Raw genomic sequence first — 22660 nt, forward strand, 5'->3', positions numbered from 1 at the left:
TAAATTCGGTTAGTTATTTGGATATGGTATCTTAAATATTACAATCGTACCACTGCCAATTTTTGTTTTAATCTCCATCGAGCCGTCCAAAATTTCTACTCTCTCTCTCATGCCGATAATGCCAAAGGAATGTTCCCTTTTCTCGTCAATGTCGAAACCGCGACCATTATCTTTCACAATCACATTTAGGTGGTTTTTATTCCATTCAAGCTTCACCCAAATTTCTGTAGGGCTTCCATGCTTCACAGCGTTATTCACACATTCTTGCACCAATCTGAATATGGCGACTTCATAATTGGACGGCAAACGGATTTCGCTGTTATATGACTGGAAATGTATATCCACACCTTTATTATATTCCATTATGGTAGATAGATATTTTTTCAATGTCGGTACAATTCCCAAATCATCCAAAGCCATCGGGCGCAAATCGTAAATGATCCTTCTGACTTCAGACAACGCTTCCCGAACGGTTGCTTTGAGCTCGGAAATTTCCTTCATCGCCTCTTCTATCCCTTTATCCCGATAGATTCGTTCGATCAAATCCGCCCGCATCAACACGTTCGCCATCATTTGGGCAGGGCCGTCATGGATTTCCCGGGACAATTTTTTTCTTTCTTCCTCTTGGGCCGCAATGATTTTGATGCCGAAATCATGTTTGATTTTCGCTTCTTCCAAAGCGGCGCCTACATTTTTCAGATCGGATGTTAAATAATTTAACACGACATTCACTTGATTTACAATATGATCCGCCCGTTGGATCGTATCGTACAGGGCTTTTAACCGGCGTTCAAGATCATCCCGTTTTTCCCGCAAGCTTTTCTCTTCCGCTTCGGACAGGGATAACTGCATTTGCAAATCATGGGCCAATTCATAGGCCTCCCTGATTTGCTCTTCCGAATATTTGCCGAAATTCTTGCTGACTTCCACCAGCCGTTGCTTGGCCATTTGTGTTTGTCTGGCCAAAGTATCACTTTTCGCGATGACGACTTTCAATTTTTGTTTGATCAGTTCCAATTCAATTTTCATTTCTTCATAAGTTCTGCGACTTTGTTCGCAAATGAGGAAAATATCATTTTTCGAATTGGTGATGTTCTCAATCATTCGATTAAAAATAAAATCAATTGATTGGAAGTCAATTTTGTTTTTTTCATCTAAATACATAATTTGTCCCCAACCCAATTGGTGTAATATAATAAAACTATATAAGTCAGTATTAATAGTTAAATGAGTATATTATTTTAACATTATTATACCATTTTACAAAGAAGATTTAAGAAAAAATTCTATTACATGCACATTGTTTTTTTGGAAGATAAAGGAGTATTTGTAATGCGAAAGGACTACAAAACTGTCAAAGGATTTGGTGAAAAGGAAATTGTCATTTCCAAATCCCGCTTTATCGCGTATGTGGATCGGGCTGAAACGGAAGAGGAAGCCATTAATTTTATCAATAAAATAAAGAAACTTCATTATAATGCAACACACAATTGCTCATGTTACTTGATCGGCGAGCATAATCAAATTCAGAAAGCGAATGATGATGGGGAACCTAGCGGAACAGCCGGCGTCCCTATGTTGGAAGTGCTGAAAAAACAGGGCCTTCAAGATACGGTGGTTGTGGTGACACGGTACTTTGGGGGCATCAAGCTTGGCGCAGGCGGCCTCGTCCGTGCATACGGAAAAGCCACATCGGAAGGGATTGCCGCCGCCCAAGTGGTGGAAAGAAGACTGCATCACGTCATGAAAGTGACAATCGATTACACTTGGCTTGGCAAAGTGGAGAATGAAGTCCGCAATTCAAAATATACGTTAGCCGACATACAATATGCTGAGAATGTGGATATGATCATCCATGTATTGAAAGATGATGAACAGGCCTTTACGGAATGGATGACGGAATTGACAAACGGGCAAGCAAAAATTGCATGCATCGACAAAATTTTCATTGAAAAAGTGGTTTCCTGATCCGTTTATGTGCGATTTCACAAAAAATATGTATTTTTATGTAAAAAACACTTTGTCATTTTTTTGTAATTTACTGATATTCGACAAAGTAGTATAATTTAAAGGATTGAATGATTTTGCTTTTCGCATAAGATTTCCCTGTGATGATTCTTATTTTTGAAGCCATAATAAGCCTAACAAAACCAACATTCCTACGTACGATAGAGGAGAGTTTTTATGAAAAGAACGGAAAAAAGAAAGAAACGGCCGACAAAATTTTCTTTGGTACTTAAAGTATTTGCAATTTTGGCGGCTTCATTCCTGATTTGCGCAACTGCTTATGGAATTTATTTGACGAAGAAAGCGGAATATGCGGCGAATAAATCATACGAAGAGATTGAGGATAGACAGTCCTCCCCGAAAAGGGACGCAAAAGCGGAAGCATTGAGCGACAACATATCGATTCTGTTCATCGGCGTCGATGACAGTGAGGTGCGCGCGCAAGGTTCCAATCATTCCCGTTCCGACGCATTGATGTTGATGACGTTGAATCGTGAGGAAAAAACGGTGAAATTGGTCAGCATCCCACGGGATTCATATGTATACATCCCGGAAGTGGGCTATGAGGATAAAATCACCCATGCCCATGCTTTTGGCGGCACTGCGGCAACAATCGAAACGGTGGAAGAACTGTTTGACATTCCGGTCGATTATTATGTTCGAATGAACTTCAACGCATTCATTGATGTGGTGGATGCACTCGGCGGTATTGATCTGGATGTGAATATTCCATATGCCTTCTACGAAAAAGACGAAAATGACAAATATTCCATCTATTTGGAACCAGGATACCACCATTTGGATGGCCGTGAAGCGTTGGCTCTTGCCCGTACCCGCAAACACGATACGGATATTGCCCGCGGCGAACGCCAGCAGGATATTTTGAAAGCCATTGCCAATAAAGCACTTTCTTTATCCTCTATCTCAAAATATGATGATGTCATCCTGGCGATCGGTGACAACATGAAAACCAACTTGACCTTTGATGAAATGAAATCTTTCTTGACCTATTTCTCCGGCGGCATGCCACAAATCGATACACTCACCTTGCAAGGACAAGGCGACATGTCAACGGGAATTTACTATTACATGTTGGATGAAGAATCTTTGGAAGAAACAACACAAATTTTGAAAAGTCATTTGGGCCTCATCCCAAGCAAATCGAAATCAAGCATCTCAGAAATCAGCAGCGGGGATGAAGAGCAAGTCGATTCCGATTCATTTTCCTATTCATCCAGTCTTAATCGGTAAATGAAGTGTTTCGATTCATCAAAAATGGACTGGCTTATCGGATAAATTGGCAGAATGATCTGCTTCACCATGAGATAAAATAAAAAGTGGCCATCAGCAAAATACACTCTCAATGTTGCTTGAGAGTGTATTTTTTTATTTTTGGAAAGGGGAGTAGTTTTTTCATTTTCCAGTTTGAACGGGCATTAGTGAAGCTATTCATTGAAAAAAATGGATATTTTGATGGCGCTGGGGATTGGGGGCGGATATGGTGGTGTTGATGCTTCATTAAGCGTGCATGGGGATTCGTTTGGTGCGGATGGTGTTTCGTTTAGTGTAGACAAGGTTTTGTTTGGTGTGGATGAGACTTCTTTTTGTGCAGATGGTGGCTTCTTTAGTGCGGATGGTGGCTTCTTTAGTGCGGATGAGACTTCTTTTCGTGCGGATGGTGGCTTCTTTAGTGCGGATGAGACTTCTTTTCGTGCAGATGGCGGCTTCTTTGGTGTGGATGAGACATCTTTTTGTGCAAATGGCGGCTTCTTTAGTGCGGATGAGACTTCTTTTCGTGCGGATGATTCCTCTTCCTGCGTGGATGACTCTCCCTCTTGCTCAAATGATTCCTCTTTTTGCTTGGATGGTACTCCTTCTTGCACGGATACGCACTCCTCTTGCCCGGATACGACCACTGCTTACTCGGATAAGCACTCCTCTTGCTCGGATACGACCACTGCTTACTCGGATAAGCACTTCTCTTGCTCGGATAACTACTTCTTTTGCTCGGATAAGCACTACTCTTGCTCGGATAACTCCTTCTCTTGCTCGGATACGACCACTACTTGCTCGGATAATCACTCCTCTTGCCCGGATACGACCACTTTGCGCGAATGACTACTCCTCACGCGCGGATAACTTCAACTCTTGCACAGAAAAAACTCTCTTTTGCCCCGATGCAGATTCCACTTGCCGGATGAGTCCCTCACATTCATTTCCACAATCGAGTAGGAGGGAGCGATTAACTCCCGTCCTCTCACACCACCGTACGTACGGTTCCGTATACGGCGGTTCAATTAAGATAATTGACGCAAGTTTTTATAACTTCCGTGAATAGCTGTTCTCTTTATGCCAGTGGTCACTCCACCCTCCAAGAGGTCTCCCACGGGATTCACCGCTTCCTTCCTCAAGTGAGGTACTACGTTTTCTGTGTTCATCATGACTCACTGAATGCCAAGGGCTATTCTCTCTTCATTGTTCGGTCCTTCTTAGTAGTTCTAAACCAACTAATACTATGACCTCTGCTGACTTCTGACGGTTCAGCTACCTATCGCTAAGTAGGTTATGAAGCGTACTTCACATATCCGCCAGACCTCCCCGGGTAAGTACATGCACTTTCACACCATCTATCCGCCTCATTTACTCGATATGACCTTCGACAGAAAGAGCTTTGTTTTGTTAGGCAAACTCACTCAATCATACCTAGCCTTATATGAGGTTCGTGTTCCTCGGACCGGTGTTTTGCCTCCAGCTTCCTTCAGATTCCGCGTCACCACGGACACCCTTGCTCTTGGCTAACCTCTACTTCTGTCTTCGGGGTTCGGGACTTACACCCTATAGTTCATGTACATGCCGGGCGCACCTAAAAAACCGCCACTTCCCACGAAGCAGCGGTCATATAACCCGTCCATTTCAAAAACGCTATCCAATTACTTGCTGAACATCTTCACTAAATTAATCAGCGGTCTGTAGTTTTTGCCCGCCAACCCGATCACTTCCACGAACAATTCGAGGGCAACCAAAATCACGGTAATCAATAAAATGGCCCCCCAAAGTTTCGCCATGGAGAAGATGATGGCCGCCACACCGAACATTGCGGCAATTCCATAAATAATCAACACCGTTTGACGATGGGAGAAGCCCATTTTCATCAAACAATGGTGCAAGTGGGATTTATCCGGATCGGACCATTTTTGCTTATTGCGTACGCGGCGCACGATGGCAAAGAATGTATCTGAAATCGGAACCCCCAACAAAATAACCGGGATGATGAATGATACCAATGTCAAGTTTTTGAAACCCAACAAAGAAAGTACCGCAATCATAAACCCTAAAAACAGGGCTCCTGTATCTCCCATGAAAATTTTTGCAGGATGAAAGTTAAAGAATAAAAATCCAATCGTACTACATGCTAATATTGCAGCAACGGCAAGTACGAAACCGTTGCCCATGATGAAGGCCATCGTTGCAAGCGTGATCAACGCGATCGTTGACACACCCGCTGCCAGTCCATCCAAACCGTCGATCAAGTTTACCGCATTCGTGATTCCGACAATCCACAACAGCGTCAATGGAATACTCAAAAATCCAAAATTCAAAATTCCATTATCGAAAGGCAAGTTGATGAAATCGATTTGCACACCGCCCAAAAACACCACAATCGAAGCGGCGATGAATTGTCCCAACATTTTCGCCTTCGCGCTGATCTCGTACTTATCATCCAAAATGCCCGTAATCACAATCACCGTTGCCCCCAACACAAGGGATAAAGGCATCAATGAACTTTCAAAGGGAGGGCTGGCAGGTCTCAGGATTGCCAGTCCCATTAAAAACGATATAAATATAGCTAAACCACCTAAACGTGGCATGATTTTCTGATGCACTTTCCGATAATTCGGTGCGTCCACTGCACCTATGCGAAACGCTAATCGTCTAACGATAGGAGTCAGTACTACGGACGCAACAAGCGCCACTGCTAAAGACACGTAAACCATGTCTATCCTCCTCAAAAAATGATACGTACCATCATATAAACCTATGCTATTATAGCACGATTATAAAAGAAAACCTAGTCTTTACTATAAAATGTAATTAAAAATCCAATAAATTTCAAATGAAGAATCAAATGGCGTTGCATCGAAAATACTAATTTCCAAAAGCCCTTTTCATCCTTTATTTTCCCCGGGATTAAAGTAGTCATACCCCCAAAAGTTTGATAGAATAACATGGGTGTCTATATTAGACCTTTAGAAGGAGCGTAAAAAAATGTTCTCTATTTTCAAAAACAAGGAAAGAACGAGTAAACGGGAATTAAAACATTACTATAAAATAGTGGATAAAATCAATCAATTGGAACCTACATACTCATCCATGTCCGACGATGAGCTTAAACATATGACCGTTCAATTCAAAGAACGCCTGGCGAAGGGCGAACCGCTCACAAACATCATCCCTGACGCCTTTGCGGTCGTAAGGGAAGCTTCCAAACGCGTTCTTGACATGCGCCATTTTGACGTTCAATTAATTGGTGGTCTTGTTTTGACGGAAGGAAACATTGCGGAAATGGCAACCGGCGAAGGGAAAACATTGGTCGCTTCCCTGCCATCCTATGTGAGAGCCCTCGAAGGAAAAGGGGTACACGTGATCACCGTCAACGATTACCTGGCAAAACGGGACTTCGAATTAATTGGACAAATTCATCAATTTTTGGGATTGACGGTCGGCCTGAACCTGCCAATGATGGATTTGGAGCAAAAGAAAAAAGCCTACAACGCGGATATCACGTACGGTGTCGGTACGGAATTCGGCTTCGACTATTTGCGCGACAACATGGCCTATAAATTGGAAGATAAAGTGCAACGCCCATATCATTTTGCCATCATTGACGAAGTGGACTCCGTTCTCATCGACGAAGCGAAAACACCGCTCATCATCGCCGGAAAAACCCCTTCCCAGGAAGAATTGCACCGCATCGCCGCCATGCTTGCGAAAACGTTCAAAAAAGATGAAGACTACGAATACGATGAAGAAACAAAAGCGACTTCCCTCACCGATCAAGGCATCGATAAAGTGGAAGAAGCGTTCGGCGTCGACAACTTGTATGATTTGGATCACCAAGTATTGTACCACTATGTCATCCAGGCGGTGCGCGCCCACGTGATGTTTGAGCGCGACGTCGACTACATCGTGAAGGACGATAAAATCGAGCTGGTGGACATGTTCACCGGGCGTATCCTGGAAGGGCGTTCCTTGTCTGATGGATTGCACCAGGCCATCGAGGCAAAAGAAGGGGTAACGATTACAGATGAAAACAAAGCCCAAGCCCAAATCACCATCCAGAACTACTTCCGCATGTATCCGATTCTTTCCGGGATGACCGGTACGGCCAAAACCCAGGAAAAAGAATTCCAGGAAGTGTACAACATGCGGGTTGTCCAAGTGCCTACCAACCGGCCGGTCATCCGTATCGACCAGCCGGACATGGTGTTTGAAACGCGGGATGCCAAATATGAATTCGTAGCCCAGGAAGCAAAACGCCGCCATGAAAAAGGACAACCGATTTTGATTGGAACCACTTCCATTCTGCAATCGGAAGAAGTGGCGAAATATTTGGATAAATACGGATTGGATTACCAATTGCTCAATGCGAAGACCGTCGAGCAGGAAGTGGAATTGATTTCCCAAGCGGGACAAAAAGGAAGAATCACCGTTGCCACCAACATGGCAGGACGCGGTACGGACATCAAATTGGGCGAAGGCGTCCATGAACTTGGAGGACTTTATGTTATCGGAACGGAAAAACATGAAAGCCGCCGAATCGACAATCAGCTTCGTGGCCGCTCCGGTCGACAAGGGGACCCTGGGGAAACCCGCTTCATCATTTCATTGGAAGACGATATGTTCCGCCGCTTCGCCAAAGAGGACGTGGAAAAGTTCAAAAAGAAAATGACGGTGGACGAGAAAAAGCTGGTGCTCAACAAAGATGTGCAGGAATTGATTGACCGCACGCAACGCATCGTCGAAGGTGCGCAATTCTCCATGCGCCAATACAACTTGCAGCTGGATGATGTCATCAATGACCAGCGGAAAATTATGTATACATTGCGTAACAAAGTGCTCCATCAGGAAGACATTATCGACATCATTCAAAAACTGCTTGCGGATGCCATCGACTTTGCCATCCGTGAAAATGCGGACGAAGGGCTTGGCCATGAAGAATGGAATTGGGATGAAATCGAAAACACATTGAATTCCATCTTCCCGGAAAAAATCGTCTTGGACCGCTCCGTCACAAAAACAAAACAAATATTTGACCAAGTCGAACCGAGTCACTTACAATTGAAGGAATTCATCCAATCCTTCGAAAACGATGAAAGTGTCATTGCCACTTCCCAACAAGTGATGCTGAACTACATCGATCGGATGTGGATCAACCACTTGGCGCAAATGACGTATTTAAAAGAAGGAATCGGCTTGCGCAGCTATCAAGGCGAAGACCCGATGCGGATCTATCAACGGGAAGGATTGAAATTATTCGGCAAAAACTTCCAAGAACTTCGCCGTCAAATCGTATCAGAATTGGCAGCATTTATGAAAATTCGCCGGAACGAGGAGGAAACAGAGAATGGGGCTATTTGATTTCTTTAAGAAAAACGATAAAGTGAAATCCGACAGTGCAATCGACTCAAGCAATTTAATAGAAGATGCGGAAACATCAACCGAAACAAAATTGGTCAAAACGAAACTTTCCTTGCATCCAAACTGGATCGTGCCGCAAGAACAGAAATATGTGTTCAGCTTCCTGGCGAACCAATTGGCGCCGCTCCGTCCAAACCAATTATCCCTTGCCGCCATCGATATCGATGCGGATAAAAATACAGGGAATTGGTATGTGCGCGCCTTCTTCCGTTCATCCCTTCCCCAAGAGATTGAATTAGGGGAAGTCGGGCTGATTTTATTGGATAAAGACAATCATCCAATAGCTTCCAAAATGTTTGATTTCAAAGAATTGGGGACCATTCCTCCTGAAAGCTGCCGGCCTTGGGTGTTTACGTTCGAGAAGGAACATATCCAGGCGGATGAACTTCCTGGCAAAGGATGGAAACTCGCTTTTAATTTGAATACATTGAAAAAACACACATTGGATTTGGATGATTCCTGGAAAAGCCAACTGTCCGCGGAGCAGCAGGAATATCTTGAAAAAATCGTCAGCCAATTGCCTGAATTGAAACAAAATGAAGTGAATTTCACGGGCTTCCAGGCGAAATTCCGGGATGACCGGAGTCTTACGGTTTCCCTCTTTATCCGGAACGGAAGCGACCGGGCCATCAATTTTGAGCAATTGCCATTGGAAATCATTGATGCAAACGGTAAGCGGGTGGCCAAAGGAACATTCAAATTTGAACCGCCTTTGACGGTGCAACCCCGCACAACGAAGCCATGGTCATTCATCTTCCCGGCGGAACTGGTGGATGCGGATGGCGCGGATTTATCCCGCTGGAGAGCTGTAGTGCCGCAGTAATAGGGATTGTATAGGCATGTTCAATAGGGTTTGTTTGAAAAGAGCGAATGTAAAAGATTCGTTCTTTTTTTTGTTTTGATGTGTGATTGGCGGGAAACGGCATTGCCGGGAGGAGTCCAATTGTTTGATTAGTGCGGATGAGGGCGTTTTGGTGCGGATACTGTCTTATTTAGTGCATTTGTGGTCGCCTTTAGTGCGAATGGGCATCCTTTTAGTTCGGATACTCCTCTCTTTGGTGCGTTTGGGCATCCTTTTAGTTCGGATGCGTTCCCCTTTGGTGCGGATGGGCATCCTTTTGGTGTGGATACATTCCCCTTTGGTGCGGATGGGCATCCTTTTGGTGTGGATGCGTTCCCCTTTGGTGCGGATACTGTCTTATTTAGTGCATTTGTGGTCGCCTTTAGTGCGAATGGGCATCCTTTTAGTTCGGATACTCCTCTCTTTGGTGCGTTTGGGCATCCTTTTAGTTCGGATACTCCCCTATTTTGTTCGGATGCGTTCCCCTTTGGTGCGTTTGGGCATCCTTTTGGTTCGGATACTCCCCCATTTAGTTCGGATGCGTTCCCCTTTAGTGCGTTTGGGCATCCTTTTGGTTCGGATACTCCCCTATTTTGTTCGGATGCGTTCCCCTTTGGTGCGGATGGGCATCCTTTTGGTTCGGATACTCCCCTATTTTGTTCGGATAAGATCCCCTTTAGTGCGTTTGGGCATCCTTTTGGTGTGGATACTCTCCTATTTAGTTCGGATGCGTTCCCCTTTAGTGCGTTTGGGCATCCTTTTGGTTCGGATACTCTCCTATTTAGTTCGGATGCGTTCCCCTTTAGTGCGTTTGGGCATCCTTTTGCTTCGGATACTCCCCTATTTAGTGCATTTGGGCATCCTTTTGGTTCGGATACTCCCCTATTTTGTTCGGATGCGTTCCCCTTTGGTGCGTTTGGGCATCTTTTTGGTGTGGATGCGATCCCCTTTAGTGCGTTTGGGCATCCTTTTAGTTCGGATGCGTTCCCCTTTGGTGCGTTTGGGCATCTTTTTGGTGTGGATGCGATCCCCTTTAGTGCGTTTGGGCATCCTTTTGGTTCGGATACTCCCCTATTTAGTTCGGATGCGTTCCCCTTTAGTGCGTTTGGGCATCCTTTTGGTTCGGATACTCCCCTATTTTGTTCGGATAAGATCCCCTTTAGTGCGTTTGGGCATCCTTTTGGTTCGGATACTCCCCTATTTTGTTCGGATAAGATCCCCTTTAGTGCGTTTGGGCATCCTTTTGGTTCGGATACTCCCCTATTTTGTTCGGATAAGATCCCCTTTAGTGCGTTTGGGCATCCTTTTGGTTCGGATACTCCCCTATTTAGTTCAGATGCGATCCCCTTTGGTGCGTTTGGGCATCTTTTTGGTGTGGATGCGATCCCCTTTAGTGCGTTTGGACATCCTTTTGGTTCGGATACTCCCCTATTTAGTTCGGATGCGTTCCCCTTTGGTGCGGATACTGTCTTATTTAGTGCATTTGTGGTCGCCTTTAGTGCGAATGGGCATCCTTTTAGTTCAGATGCGATCCCCTTTGGTGCGTTTGGGCATCCTTTTAGTTCGGATACTCCTCTCTTTAGTGCGTTTGGGCATCCTTTTGGTTCGGATACTCCCCTATTTTGTTCGGATGCGATTCCCTTTAGTGCGTTTGGGCATCCTTTTGGTTCGGATACTCCCCCATTTAGTCCGGATGCATTCCCTATCAGTGCGGATGAATTCACCTTTCGTACGTCCCTATTGAAAAAACATGCCTTCAAATAAAAAGCCGACTGGAACGCTTTCCTTTCCAGACGGCAAAAAACCTATTCTCACTTGATTCCGTTGAATCGCTTGTACGCTACAAAATGTTTTTTCCAATAATCAGCGGAAACATTTGAAATTTCCACCCCATCATTCCCGGCGTGGATAAATTTTCCGTCGCCGAGATAAATGCCCATGTGTGAAACCCCTGCTTTGTATGTATGTTTAAAGAAAACGAGATCGCCAGGGACTGGATTTTTCACTTTTGTCGTATCTTGCATGAAGTAGTCTTCACTGCTTTTTCTCAAGATATCCAAGCCGGCATTCGCATACACGTAACGGACAAATCCGGAACAATCAAATCCATCCGGTGTGTTGCCTCCGAATAAATACGGCACACCCAAATACGTTTTGGCGATTTCGATCGCTTTTTTGTAGATGGCTTGTCCTTTGTCGGAAGGATTTGTTTCGATTAACCGTTCTTTTGCCAACTGGGCTTCGATGGCTTTATCCTTCAACGCTTCCTCATTTGCGGAAGTATCCGTCTGATTGCCCGCGCTATTGCCGGGATTTCCTGCCACAACACCCGTTGAAGAAGCATAAATGTTCAATATTTGCCCAACATAAATCTTATCGGCGGAAGGCAATTGATTCCATCGAACAATCTCTTCCACTGATACATTAAATTTTTTCGCGATTTTTGTTAACGTATCGCCTGCAGCCACTTTATATGTAATGGAAGACGCAATCTGCTGGTAGCTCAATTTGGTCATTCGGGCTTTGGATAACGTTTCTTTTCTCGTTTCGGAACGATCCAAATTGGCGATATGATTAGACATGATCATACTTTTTATGTTAGAATGGGCGACGGTTGTTTTCACAACGTCATCTGTCGTCGCATAAACGCTCGGCGAGAAAATGCAGCTCGCCAATATGGCCGCACCGATCAGCATCGACTTCTTTCGAGGATACATCCCTTTCCCTCCTTCAAAAGGAAATTTGTGATTCTAACATACTACTTATTTTCTATTTCGGCAAAAAGCTTATAAATTTTAAATATCTTGCCAACCGTTCCCAAAAATCTTAAAAAATTGTGTTTGTCTTTTTCGACAACATGTGATAGAATTCGACATTGTTGGTGTCAAGTTACTATTTTAAATTTTTAGAAATTTTACTCTATTCTTAAATAACTGAAGGAGAAAATGCATCATGAATAATCTTGGTAGTTTTATTAAAAACAATTTGGCTGTAGGGTTTATGCTATTCGCTCTGTTTTTGGGAGCTGGTAATATCATTTTCCCGCCGCTATTGGGACAACAAGCAGGTGAACACCTCCTTCCCGCCATCATCGGATTCCTTATTACAGGTGTGGGTTTGCCGCTTACAGGGATCGTGACCGTCGCTAAAAATGGAGGGGACCTTCAAGAAGTGGCCGGCCGGATCCATCCGTTGTTCGGCATCATCTTCACAGCGGTGGTCTATTTATCCATCGGGCCGCTTTTTGCGATTCCCCGTACCGGCGCCGTGACCTATGAAATCGGGATTGCGCCATACTTATCAGAAGCGCAGGCTGAAAGTTGGGTGCCTTTATTTATCAGTTCGTTGATCTATTTTGCCATCAGTTTATATCTGGCCTTGAATCCAACTAAATTGGTGGACCGTATCGGTAAAATCTTGACGCCCGCTTTATTGATCGTTATTTTATTGCTTGCGTTAAAAAGCGTCATCACGCCAATGGGGCCACTTCAAGAAGCCCAAGGTGATTACATTACGAAAGCTTTTTCAAAAGGGTTTGTTGAAGGGTACTTGACAATGGACGTGCTTGCATCCCTTGTATTCGGTATCGTCGTTGTCCAATCCATCCAGGCAAAAGGGATCATGGACCGGGCGAAACAAGTGACCATCACGATTTTTGCCGGAATCGTTGCAGCTTTGGGACTTGCGTTCGTTTACATTTCTTTATCTTGGATCGGGGCATCCAGTCCGACGGTGACAGGCTATTTTGATGAAGGCGGCAGCGTCATCTCGGCCGCTTCAAAAGCATTGTACGGCAACACGGGAAGCATCATTTTATCATTGGTCATCATCTTGGCTTGCATCACGACTTCAGTCGGATTGATTACAGCAAATGCGACATTCTTTGCGAACCTCTTCCCGAAAGTTTCCTATAAAGTATTGGTCGTGATTTTTACTGTATTCTCATTCCTGTTTTCAAACTTCGGGTTGGCAAAATTGATTCAAATCACTTTGCCGGTGCTTTTATTCATCTACCCTATCGCCATCGTGCTCATGTTTATGGTCATGTTCGACAAAGCTTGGAACCGGGCACCAATTGTTTACACGTTAGCTTTGATTGCAACAGCCTTTGTAAGCTTATACGATGGAATTAAAGGGGCCGGATTCAGCATCGGCTGGTATGAAAAATTGGTAAGTTCTTTCCCATTATATGAACAAAGCCTTGGATGGCTCGTTCCAGCCATTGTCGGACTTGTCATCGGCTGGATTATCCATCTCATAATGAAGTCTGGAAAAGGAGCGGCAAATTAAAAATAGGAGCTGTTTGGAGAGCAACGGCTTTCCGGGCGGCTCCCTTTTTTTTGAGAAACTTCTATAATAATATCTTCGGCGGTTTTCCATTCCCGCTTTGCTCAGAATTTCCCCCTTGGCGGATTCCTGCCTTGGATTGGCGAATCGTTCATCCCTAACAATGAAACATGGACGCTCCTTTTGTTACAAAAACATTACAAAATATTTCAAAAACATTACCCTTTTCGTTTTATTTAGTCTTTCATGTACATATGTTGTAACAAAGGAAAAACCTTGTTTTGTCGGGCACGATACATACACTTCCAGTTTCTTCCATCAAGCCGGCAAAATGTTTCTCCGATGCTTTGCCGCAAGTTTGCACTCCATTTCCACATGTGAAGGGCATCTATGCTTCCTCCATCCCTTCCCTTCACCGATTAAAATATTATTCTATCAATCTCTCAGAAACTGTTTATATCATCCAGCTCCAATTGCTATAATAGAGACATCCAGAAAGTAGAGGTGTACCACATGAAAAAATGGTTTTCAGTCATCCCGATGCTGCTTTTCATTCTATTATTGCCGTTGAATGTACAAGCAGCAAATGTATTGCAAGAAATAAAAGGGATTGTAAAAAGTGAATATTACGGCGAGATCAAAGGGAACATCGATCAGGCAACGACCATTGATGAAGCCATTAATATGCTTGACCCGTATTCCAGCTATTTTACACAGGAAGAATATGACAGTTTTATGAACACGGTGAACATGAAACAAGTTGGAATCGGGGTGGTCATGCTCCAACATGAAAAAGGCATGTTGATTACGTATGTGATCGAAGACGGCAGTGCCTTTGAACAGGGGCTGGAAGCTGGAGATATTATCACAAAAGTGGATTCCGTTTCCCTCCAAGGAAAAACCGTTGAGGAAGGTCAGGCATTGCTTTTGGGGAAAGAGAATACAAAAGTGACCGTTGAAGTGTTGAAAGCCAATGGTTCAACGGTGAAGAAAACGTTGACAAGAAAACCTTTCTCCATCCCGAATACAGCAAGCCGGCTTCTTTACGGAAATGTAGGCTACATCCAGCTCCAATCCTTCTCAGAAAACGCTGCCGAGCTTGTGAAAAAAGAGTATGACAAATTGAAAAAACAAGGAGCCACTTCCTTCATCCTCGATTTGCAAAACAATGGCGGCGGATATGTGGATGCGGCGGAAGATCTGATCGGTTTATTCCAAAATACGGAATATGCCTATAAAGTGAAATACAGCAAAGTGAATAACCAATATTATTTATATTACGACCGGGAAAGAAATAAATACCAGCTGGCTTCCGACGGCTCTTTGCTGGTGAAACTGGTTGGGCCGCAACGAATTTTTGACAATCATACGAAAGTGCTTGTAAACCGTTATAGTGCCAGCGCTTCCGAAATGACCGTCGCCTCGTTGAAAGATTATCAAGCGGCAGTGATTTACGGGGAAAAAACATACGGAAAAGGCACGATGCAAGCCTTTTATGAACTATCCGACAATGGTGTATTAAAACTGACCATCGGCGAATTTTTCGGCCCGAATGGAACCGTGATCCGCAATACCGGAATCACACCGGATATCATTACGAAATCCGATCCGCTTTATCAGGCGCATTATGATGCCATTGCCGAAAAACTCGCAAACTATAAAGAGATGAAAGCTTTGACGAATGTGCCGACAACAAAAACATTTACAATCACGTTGAACCGCCAATTGGGCCCAGTCAATGGAAATGATGTCGAGCTGGTGGAATTGGGCGGAAATAAAGTGGATGTTTCTCTATCAACAAAAGGCAATCAATTGATTGTGACGCCTAATCAGCCATTATCAGCAGGTAGCGAGTATATGCTTCTCGTCCATCCAACATTGAAGGACAAACAGAACAATCCATTAAAAGAAGGGGCCTATTTGCGCGTGACAGTAAGAAACAATTAATTTCCGGCACCTGACCGAGCCATGTTCATTCTTGAATGAATATGGCTCTTTTTATCGTTAAAAAAAAAATCCTTAAAAAGCACGGTATTCGAACTTTTAAGGATTGGGAAGTCATTCTATACGATCGCTTCCAAAAAATTTCACCACTATTTTACGAAGTTTCTCGCAAAATACATGTTGATGATTTCAGAAGCCAGTTGTTCCGGTTCTCTTTCTTTTGTAAACAGCAAAGTCAATGTGAGACGCTCGATGGCGCCAACCAAGCTGTGAGCAACAATACGGATATCATAATCGGCAAATTCTGTCCGATCTTTCAACACTTCTTCGATCAGATCGGAAAATCTTTCTTTTAATTTGTCTGCTTCTTCTGTTTGATAGTAACCGATTTTGGTTAAATGCGGGTTACTTTCAAAGAAACGGAACAGAATCGTCAAATTTCTATGTATATTTTCAACGATATTTCCCTCATCAGCCTCCGATTGAATGCGGTTGATTGTTTCTAGGAAGTTATTTTTAAACTGTGAGATCAAATCATTATATAATGACTCTTTATTTTCAAAATAAAGATAAAACGTTGGCTGTGTCAAATTAGCAGACTTCACAATATCACTAATTTTTGTTTTATGATATCCATTTTTCGAAAATAATTCTGTAGCCTTTTCTAGAAGTAGTTTTTTACTTCTTTCACCACTCGAATTTACTCTTCTACCTCTAGGCAATGTACTTACCCCCATCCATATTCTTCACAGCATTTTCATATATAGTAAATTCTGTTTACGCTAAATAATATTATCATAATTTTACAAAATCCAAACATAAAAGTAGGTAAAATAGTGTCAATTGACTATAAACACAGTGTAAATAGTATAAATTATCAAAATATTATTTTAGGTTAAAAGTTTTGCTACTATACGAGCAATGATTAACATAATTTGTAAATAAATGATAATTTTTGCCGATTTAGGATGTGACCTAAACAGCATTTCTCTACTCTATACTAAAATATCATGCTTCACAACATCATTCCAATTATTTTGCTAACAAAGGTCATAGTATTTTTTTGATGTAAATACATTTTTTTGATAAAATATTATATTTCTTATTATTATGCTTGGGTTTGAACGAATAATCCAATAAAAAATTGAGGCTGCGAAAACCGGGTTCAAGAAAAAGGAGGCTGGGACAAAACCCTCCTCTAATATGGAAACAGCCCATGAAATGTTGGAATGAAATTTCATGGGCTGTTCTTCATTTTTTCAATAAAAAATAAGGACCTCTTCTGTTAAAATTAAGTTACCACCAAAACTAACAGAAAGAAGGGTCCTTATGTTTAAATATTATAACATGAATCAATTAGTTTTACCTCTAGATTTAGAAATAAAATTACAAGAAAATGATATTGCCTTCCATATTCACTATTTAGTTGAAAGTATTCCCGATGAAGCCTTCCTGCCGTTTCTTCGAAATACAGGTTGTCCTGCTTATCATCCACGCATGATGCTAAAAATGATTTTGTGTGCCTATTCGCAGTCTGTCTTTTCAGGTCGAAAAATGGAAGCGCTATTAAAGGACAGTATACGAATGATGTGGTTGGCACAAGGATATGAACCAAGTTATCGGACGATCAATCGTTTTCGTGTGCATCCGGAAGTAAAAGAATTAATTCGTCAATGTTTTGTCCAATTCCGTTGCCAACTGGTGGAAGAAAAGTTAATCGATCAAGAAGCCATTTTTATCGATGGTACGAAGATTGAAGCGAATGCCAATAAATTTACTTTCGTATGGAAGAAATCCATTGAAAAATACAACCAAAACTTAATTGAAAAGTCCAATCAGTTATACAACGAACTATTAGAAAAAGAAATCATCCCTGAAATGGAGCGGGAAAATGAGGGAGAACTGTCCGTTGAAGAACTCGCTCAAATGGTGCAACAAGTCGATGAAGTCATTAAGGAATATGACCAAAAGATAGAAACATCGCCCGATGCCACAGAACGAAAAGCATTAAGAAGCGAACGAAAATATCCAAAACAAGCGTACAAACAATTAATAGACTTCATTCTACGAAAACAAAAATACCAAAAAGACTTGGACATCTTGGGGGAACGGAACAGTTATTCCAAAACAGATCAAGATGCGACGTTCATGCGAATGAAAGACGACTATATGAAAAACGGTCAATTGAAAGCTGGATACAATGTACAAATCGCAACAGAAGGTCAATACGCACTAGCTTATAGCATCTTTCCAAATCCTACTGATACACGTACATTAATTCCGTTCTTGAATAAGATAGAAAAGGATTATTTTCCGTTGCCAAAGTATATTGTCGCAGATGCTGGTTATGGTAGTGAACAAAACTATGAAGACATCCTTTCGAATCGAAAATGTGAGGCACTCATTCCATATACCATGTATGAGAAAGAACAAAAGAAGAAATATAAACAAAATCCATTTCATCCAGACAATTGGATGTACGACGAAGAAAGTGATACCTACATTTGTCCAAATCAGCAGCGAGTAACCTTCCGTTATCGTTCTGTACGTACAGATAAGACTGGTTTCAAACGAGAATTGAAAATCTATGAATGTGAAAACTGTTCAGGATGTCCATTTCGTTCATCATGCACAAAAGCAAAGGAAGGCAATCACCGAAAGGTCATGGTGAATGAAAAATGGGAACAACAAAAAGAATATGTAAGAGCGAAGCTTTCAGAAGAAAAAGCTGGTTCTATTTTCCGTCAACGTAAAATAGACGTAGAACCAGTTTTTGGATTTTTGAAGGCTAATTTGCGTTTCACTCGATTTTCCGTTCGAGGAAAATCGAAGGTGGAAAATGAAATGGGGATTGCCTTAATGGCCGTGAATTTACGGAAATACACGGCCAACAAAGATCAACTGACCAAAAATAATGGAGAGAAATGGAAAAAGGAGAATTTGAGTTGGCTCAAATTCTCCTTTTTCCTATTTTGAAGCTAGTTTTGTCCCAGCCCCTTTTTTAGAGGGGAGTTTGTCCCCCCCTCATACCGCTATAATATTCATTTATTCCCTTTCAATTTGCCCCTGATTTTATTCCAGTATTCTTCCACCTCTTGGATGCCGAACAGCTTCAACAATCCGATTGTACTCACGCCGAAAATGACTAATCCGACAAGGAAGGTGATCCACTTATAATCAAACACCAGGTATTTGCTTGAAAAATATGTAATGCACCCGATTAAAATAAGTGGAATGAGCAGTTTGATGGACTCTTTGGACGGCTGTCCCCCGCCGACTTTCAAATCGTATTTGAAGCGCGCATAAACGATCAATAACAGCGTGTTCACAATCGAGCTGATCAGCGTACCCCAAGCGATGGAAGCGACGCCTGTCGAGTCCGCCATCCAATACATCACCGCAATGTTGACGATGAACACGTTGATGATGCTGAAGATGACCGGTGCAAGGGAATCCCCTTTTGCATAATAGAATCGCGTGATATACGTATTGGCCGCCAGGAAGAACATGGACAATACGAAAATTTGCATCACCGGCGTCGTCAATTTCGTTCCTTCTTTAGTAAAGTTTCCGTATTCAAAGATGACTTGGATGATATTTTCCGCGTAGAAATAGGCGAAGATGGATACAGGAACCATCAATAAGACCAAATAACGCAATCCTTTGCTGTATAAGTGCCGAATGGATTCATGATCATCTTCGGCTTCTTTCCGGCTTAAAATGGGATAGATGACCGTCGTCACCGCTGTAATCAAAATGGTTTGCGGGAATTGCGTCAATCTCGACGCATAGTTGACAACGGAAATGGCGCTTTCCCCAAATCCCAGAAGCTGGGCAAAGAAACGTTGCAGCATCGCATAAATTTGGATCGTTCCGCCGCCGATCATAATGGGCACCACCATGATCCACAAATCCCTTGTCGTCATATCCCGCTTAAAGGAGATGCCGATCGGATGGGATTTCAGCTTGCGATAGCCGGCAATCAGGAAATAAATCATGATCACCGCACTGACCATCGCACTGACCCCGTAAGCGATTGGCCCGATGAAGAAAGATAGGCCGACCGCGATGACCAAAAAGGCGACATTATAAATCAAGATGGAAAAGCTGGATAAATGAAATTTATTATGAACATTCAATAAACCGCTGTAATACGAAGCAAGAATCAAGAAAATTGATGAAGGCATCATCCAGTAAAACAAATGCTTCGTCAACTCAATGGCTTCCGGTGTAATTTCTTTGTTGTTTTCGTATAACTCCTTGATAAGTGGATCGGTGAACAGAAGCACGACCGCCGTCATGACGATTCCGGATGTCAACACAATCGTGAAGGACTGCTTGACAAATTCCGCCTGGTCGGTTGTTTTTCGTGTATACAACGAAATGACCGCCGTTGTAAAGGCGCCGCCAACGACCAAATACAAGAAGTTCGGCACCATGTACGCCGTAAAAATGCTGTCGGCTGCGAAGGAAAATCCGTATTGGTAACCGATAACCATTTCCCTCAAAAATCCGAAAATCCGGGCTGCGATATTGATGATGGCTACTGCTCCGACGATTTTTAAAAATTTATTCATAAGCCCGAACCTCCGTTGACCGCAGATTCATACAGCCTGATGACCCGTTTCGTGATCTCATCCGCATCATGGATATGCAAAATCCTTTCGCATGCTTCCTGATTCACATATTGTTCTTTTGGAGTCGTCAGAGCTTTCAACATTTCATCCGCCAGGGCATTCGGATTTTCCGGTTCCACCAGACGGCCGGCTCCGTCCCCGAGCAAATACGTCAGTCCACCGACATCCGATGCAATGACAGGAATTCCTGTCGCGACGGCTTCCAGGGCAACCAGCCCGAACCCTTCCAAATGGGAAGGCAACACAAACACATCGCTTGCCTGATACCAAGTCGCAAGCTCCTGCTGCTTCATTGGCCCGACCATCAGCACATCTTCATCCACTAATGGTTTTAGACTGTTGACGAAATTCGTATCCCGCTGAGAACCGATAATGACAAGCTTGATTTTTCGATCCGACGCCTTTTTCACTTGCTGGAAAGCGATGAGCAGCTCTTCCACGCCTTTTTGTCTGATGACATTGCCAACAAACAAGTAGATAAAGGCATCTTCATCCAGCTGCAATTGTTTTCTCGCCGATTCCTTGTTGCCGGGCTTGAATTGTTTGCGGTTTACGCCCATGCTGCAAACGAGGATTTTCTCCCGCGGAATGCCATATTCCTTTTCAATTTGCTCGGCAAGCACCGGTCCCACGGCAATGACATGGCTGCTTTCCCGCAAAATATTCTCCGTCCAATTGCGGATGATGGCGCTTTTCTTCGCCATCCGCTCAATATCGCCGCCATGGGCAGTGACGACATACGGGATATTGAACAACTTTTTCATCATCAATGAAAAGACGCCGGACGGGAATACATAGTGGGCATGGGTAACGGAAATGTCCTTTTTATATTTCAACGCTTTCCCAAGAACCTCTTTCGCCCATTTGCCGTATTTCAATAAGGTGTTTTTCTTGCCCGTTCTCGGATCTTGGTTTGCGGCAACAATGACGTCCATGTTTTCATTTTTCAGCGCTTCCACCTGATTTTTGACGAAAATGCCAAATGACGGATGTTCATTTGAAGGATACATATTGCTGATTACAAACACTTTTTTCATTTGTCCTTCACTGCCTTCATCATCAATTCTTTGCCTTTGCTCGCTTCTTCATATGCCTTTCGGGCGATGGTTTTCGTTTCATCCACAACCTCTTTCCAATTCTTGTGGAGTTCATGAAAGGCGCGATATAAAATCATGTCATCCGTTTCGATCTCTTCAAGGGCAAGACAGCGGTTTTCGATGCCGGTCAATCTCATAAAATTGGTCACTTTCGGATGATAGGAAATGCCGATCACCGGTGTTGCGGAACAGGTCGCAATAATCAATGAATGCAACCGTGTGCCAATCACCGCATCATACTTGCTCACCAGCTCCAATAATTTTTGCGGCTTCAAGTTTTCATCAATGATGGTTGTCCTCGCTTGATGCTTCATTTTCTTCTGGATATCTTTCGTCACATACACATCTTGAGGATATTTGGTGGCGAAAAAGGTGATGTTGACATTTTCCTTTTCAATCAAGTGGTCCAAATTTTTCGCCATCCCTGACACGTAATTCTCATACTTATCGACGTCGCCATATGGCCAGTAGTTCGCGTTATACATGGGCACACAGGAAACCGCCACTTCCATCGGCTCCTCCCGGTAACCGGCTTTCGGATGGTATAAAGTGAAGGCCGGGTCGCCGATGACTTTGATTTCTTTTTTAACGCCGATTTTTTCCAATAACGTTTTCGATTCGGGATCCCTCACCGAAATATTGGAAGCATGTTTGCACATGAATCGGATCATCAGACGGCCTGAGATGGTATCAAGCGGGCCCGCACCGCATCCATACACGATGTACGGCACTTTCGCGTTTTTGGCCATCAACGCATAGGTGCTGTAAAGGTGGGCTTCCCGGCGGTAAAAATCCATCAATATGCCGCCGCCGCCAATGATGAGCAGATCGCATTTCGAAACATATTTTTTATTGGATTGGTATGTAGTGTAAAAAGTTTTATATAAATTTTTGCTTTTATAGTATAATGGATAGCTTTTGACTCCATATTGTTCGCTCGTTTGCTGCGTGTTGTTGCTGAATACAATAATGTCGTCACGGGAAACGTTGAACACCTGCTCCAGCTGCATGATGATGCTGAGCAAAATCGATTCATCCCCGTTATTATCATTACCGTAATTGCCTACGATTCCGATTTTCATGAACCTACATCCTTTTGTTGTTATAATGAACAATTATAGCATTCCGTTGTATAGAATAACATAAAA

17 protein-coding genes are annotated in these 22660 nt (G+C 43.0%); 7 read left to right on the forward strand and 10 right to left on the reverse strand.

The window, feature by feature from the left end; genetic code table 11:
• Positions 1–9: 9 nt before the first annotated feature.
• Positions 10–1164 (reverse strand): sensor histidine kinase, encoded by a 1155-nt coding sequence (locus tag NSS77_RS02115; RefSeq protein ID WP_342470175.1) that lies wholly within the window; start codon positions 1162–1164, stop codon positions 10–12.
• 168 nt (positions 1165–1332) lie between these two features.
• On the opposite strand from NSS77_RS02115, the gene NSS77_RS02120 reads away from it, so the two are divergent.
• On the forward strand, positions 1333–1968 hold the full coding sequence (locus tag NSS77_RS02120; RefSeq protein WP_342470176.1) for a YigZ family protein: 636 nt from the start codon (positions 1333–1335) through the stop codon (positions 1966–1968).
• A gap of 216 nt (positions 1969–2184) precedes the next feature.
• Positions 2185–3258, forward strand: a complete 1074-nt coding sequence (locus NSS77_RS02125) for an LCP family protein (RefSeq protein WP_342470177.1) — start codon at positions 2185–2187, stop codon at positions 3256–3258.
• 194 nt (positions 3259–3452) lie between these two features.
• On the opposite strand, the gene NSS77_RS02130 is transcribed toward NSS77_RS02125, so the two are convergent.
• The 3 genes from NSS77_RS02130 to NSS77_RS02140 all read right to left on the reverse strand — a co-directional run bounded on the left by NSS77_RS02130 (position 3453) and on the right by NSS77_RS02140 (position 6002).
• A complete protein-coding gene (locus NSS77_RS02130; protein ID WP_342470178.1) occupies positions 3453–3890 on the reverse strand; it encodes a hypothetical protein in 438 nt (145 codons plus the stop codon).
• Between the two features lie 414 nt (positions 3891–4304).
• Positions 4305–4448, reverse strand: coding sequence for a hypothetical protein (locus NSS77_RS02135; RefSeq protein ID WP_342469131.1), 144 nt, complete (start codon positions 4446–4448; stop codon positions 4305–4307).
• A 489-nt stretch (positions 4449–4937) separates the two neighbouring features.
• On the reverse strand, positions 4938–6002 hold the full coding sequence (locus tag NSS77_RS02140; protein WP_342470179.1) for an MraY family glycosyltransferase: 1065 nt from the start codon (positions 6000–6002) through the stop codon (positions 4938–4940).
• A 271-nt stretch (positions 6003–6273) separates the two neighbouring features.
• Here NSS77_RS02140 and secA2 point away from each other — a divergent pair, with 271 nt between their 5' ends.
• Complete coding sequence (gene secA2, locus NSS77_RS02145; protein ID WP_342470180.1) at positions 6274–8646, forward strand: accessory Sec system translocase SecA2; 2373 nt, start codon at positions 6274–6276, stop codon at positions 8644–8646.
• Entirely contained in the window at positions 8633–9529 is an 897-nt protein-coding gene (locus tag NSS77_RS02150) for an accessory Sec system S-layer assembly protein (protein ID WP_342470181.1), read from the forward strand. The genes secA2 and NSS77_RS02150 overlap by 14 nt, the downstream gene beginning before the upstream one ends.
• A gap of 128 nt (positions 9530–9657) precedes the next feature.
• On the opposite strand, the gene NSS77_RS02155 is transcribed toward NSS77_RS02150, so the two are convergent.
• Together NSS77_RS02155 and NSS77_RS02160 are read right to left on the reverse strand one after the other, a co-directional pair.
• The gene (locus NSS77_RS02155) at positions 9658–11271 is read right to left on the reverse strand and encodes a hypothetical protein (RefSeq protein WP_342470182.1); all 1614 of its coding nucleotides are present in this window, start codon (positions 11269–11271) and stop codon (positions 9658–9660) included.
• A gap of 87 nt (positions 11272–11358) precedes the next feature.
• The gene (locus NSS77_RS02160; RefSeq protein ID WP_342470183.1) at positions 11359–12264 is read right to left on the reverse strand and encodes an NlpC/P60 family protein; all 906 of its coding nucleotides are present in this window, start codon (positions 12262–12264) and stop codon (positions 11359–11361) included.
• Between the two features lie 235 nt (positions 12265–12499).
• Between NSS77_RS02160 and brnQ the strand changes: the two genes are divergently transcribed.
• Together brnQ and NSS77_RS02170 are read left to right on the forward strand one after the other, a co-directional pair.
• Positions 12500–13837, forward strand: a complete 1338-nt coding sequence (gene brnQ, locus NSS77_RS02165) for a branched-chain amino acid transport system II carrier protein (RefSeq protein WP_342470184.1) — start codon at positions 12500–12502, stop codon at positions 13835–13837.
• Between the two features lie 510 nt (positions 13838–14347).
• Positions 14348–15781 carry a S41 family peptidase gene (locus NSS77_RS02170; protein WP_342470185.1) on the forward strand — a complete coding sequence of 478 codons (1434 nt, stop codon included), beginning with the start codon at positions 14348–14350 and terminating at the stop codon, positions 15779–15781.
• A 146-nt stretch (positions 15782–15927) separates the two neighbouring features.
• Here the strand turns inward: NSS77_RS02170 and NSS77_RS02175 are convergent, their stop codons facing one another.
• Positions 15928–16515, reverse strand: a complete 588-nt coding sequence (locus NSS77_RS02175; protein ID WP_342470187.1) for a TetR/AcrR family transcriptional regulator — start codon at positions 16513–16515, stop codon at positions 15928–15930.
• A gap of 592 nt (positions 16516–17107) precedes the next feature.
• Here NSS77_RS02175 and NSS77_RS02180 point away from each other — a divergent pair.
• On the forward strand, positions 17108–18754 hold the full coding sequence (locus NSS77_RS02180) for an IS1182 family transposase (protein ID WP_342470188.1): 1647 nt from the start codon (positions 17108–17110) through the stop codon (positions 18752–18754).
• A 65-nt stretch (positions 18755–18819) separates the two neighbouring features.
• On the opposite strand, the gene murJ is transcribed toward NSS77_RS02180, so the two are convergent.
• The 3 genes from murJ to NSS77_RS02195 are packed head-to-tail and all read right to left on the reverse strand — an operon-like array spanning position 18820 to position 22594.
• Positions 18820–20355: a murein biosynthesis integral membrane protein MurJ gene (gene murJ / locus NSS77_RS02185; RefSeq protein WP_342470189.1), complete on the reverse strand. Its 1536-nt coding sequence runs from the start codon at positions 20353–20355 to the stop codon at positions 18820–18822.
• Complete coding sequence (locus tag NSS77_RS02190) at positions 20352–21452, reverse strand: glycosyltransferase (protein WP_342470190.1); 1101 nt, start codon at positions 21450–21452, stop codon at positions 20352–20354. Before NSS77_RS02190 ends, murJ begins: the two co-directional genes overlap by 4 nt.
• Positions 21449–22594, reverse strand: coding sequence for a polysaccharide pyruvyl transferase family protein (locus NSS77_RS02195; RefSeq protein WP_342470191.1), 1146 nt, complete (start codon positions 22592–22594; stop codon positions 21449–21451). Before NSS77_RS02195 ends, NSS77_RS02190 begins: the two co-directional genes overlap by 4 nt.
• Between the last annotated feature and the right edge of the window lie 66 nt (positions 22595–22660).

The sequence above is a fragment of the Ureibacillus sp. FSL K6-3587 genome (assembly GCF_038593165.1).
Taxonomy (GTDB): domain Bacteria; phylum Bacillota; class Bacilli; order Bacillales_A; family Planococcaceae; genus Ureibacillus; species Ureibacillus suwonensis.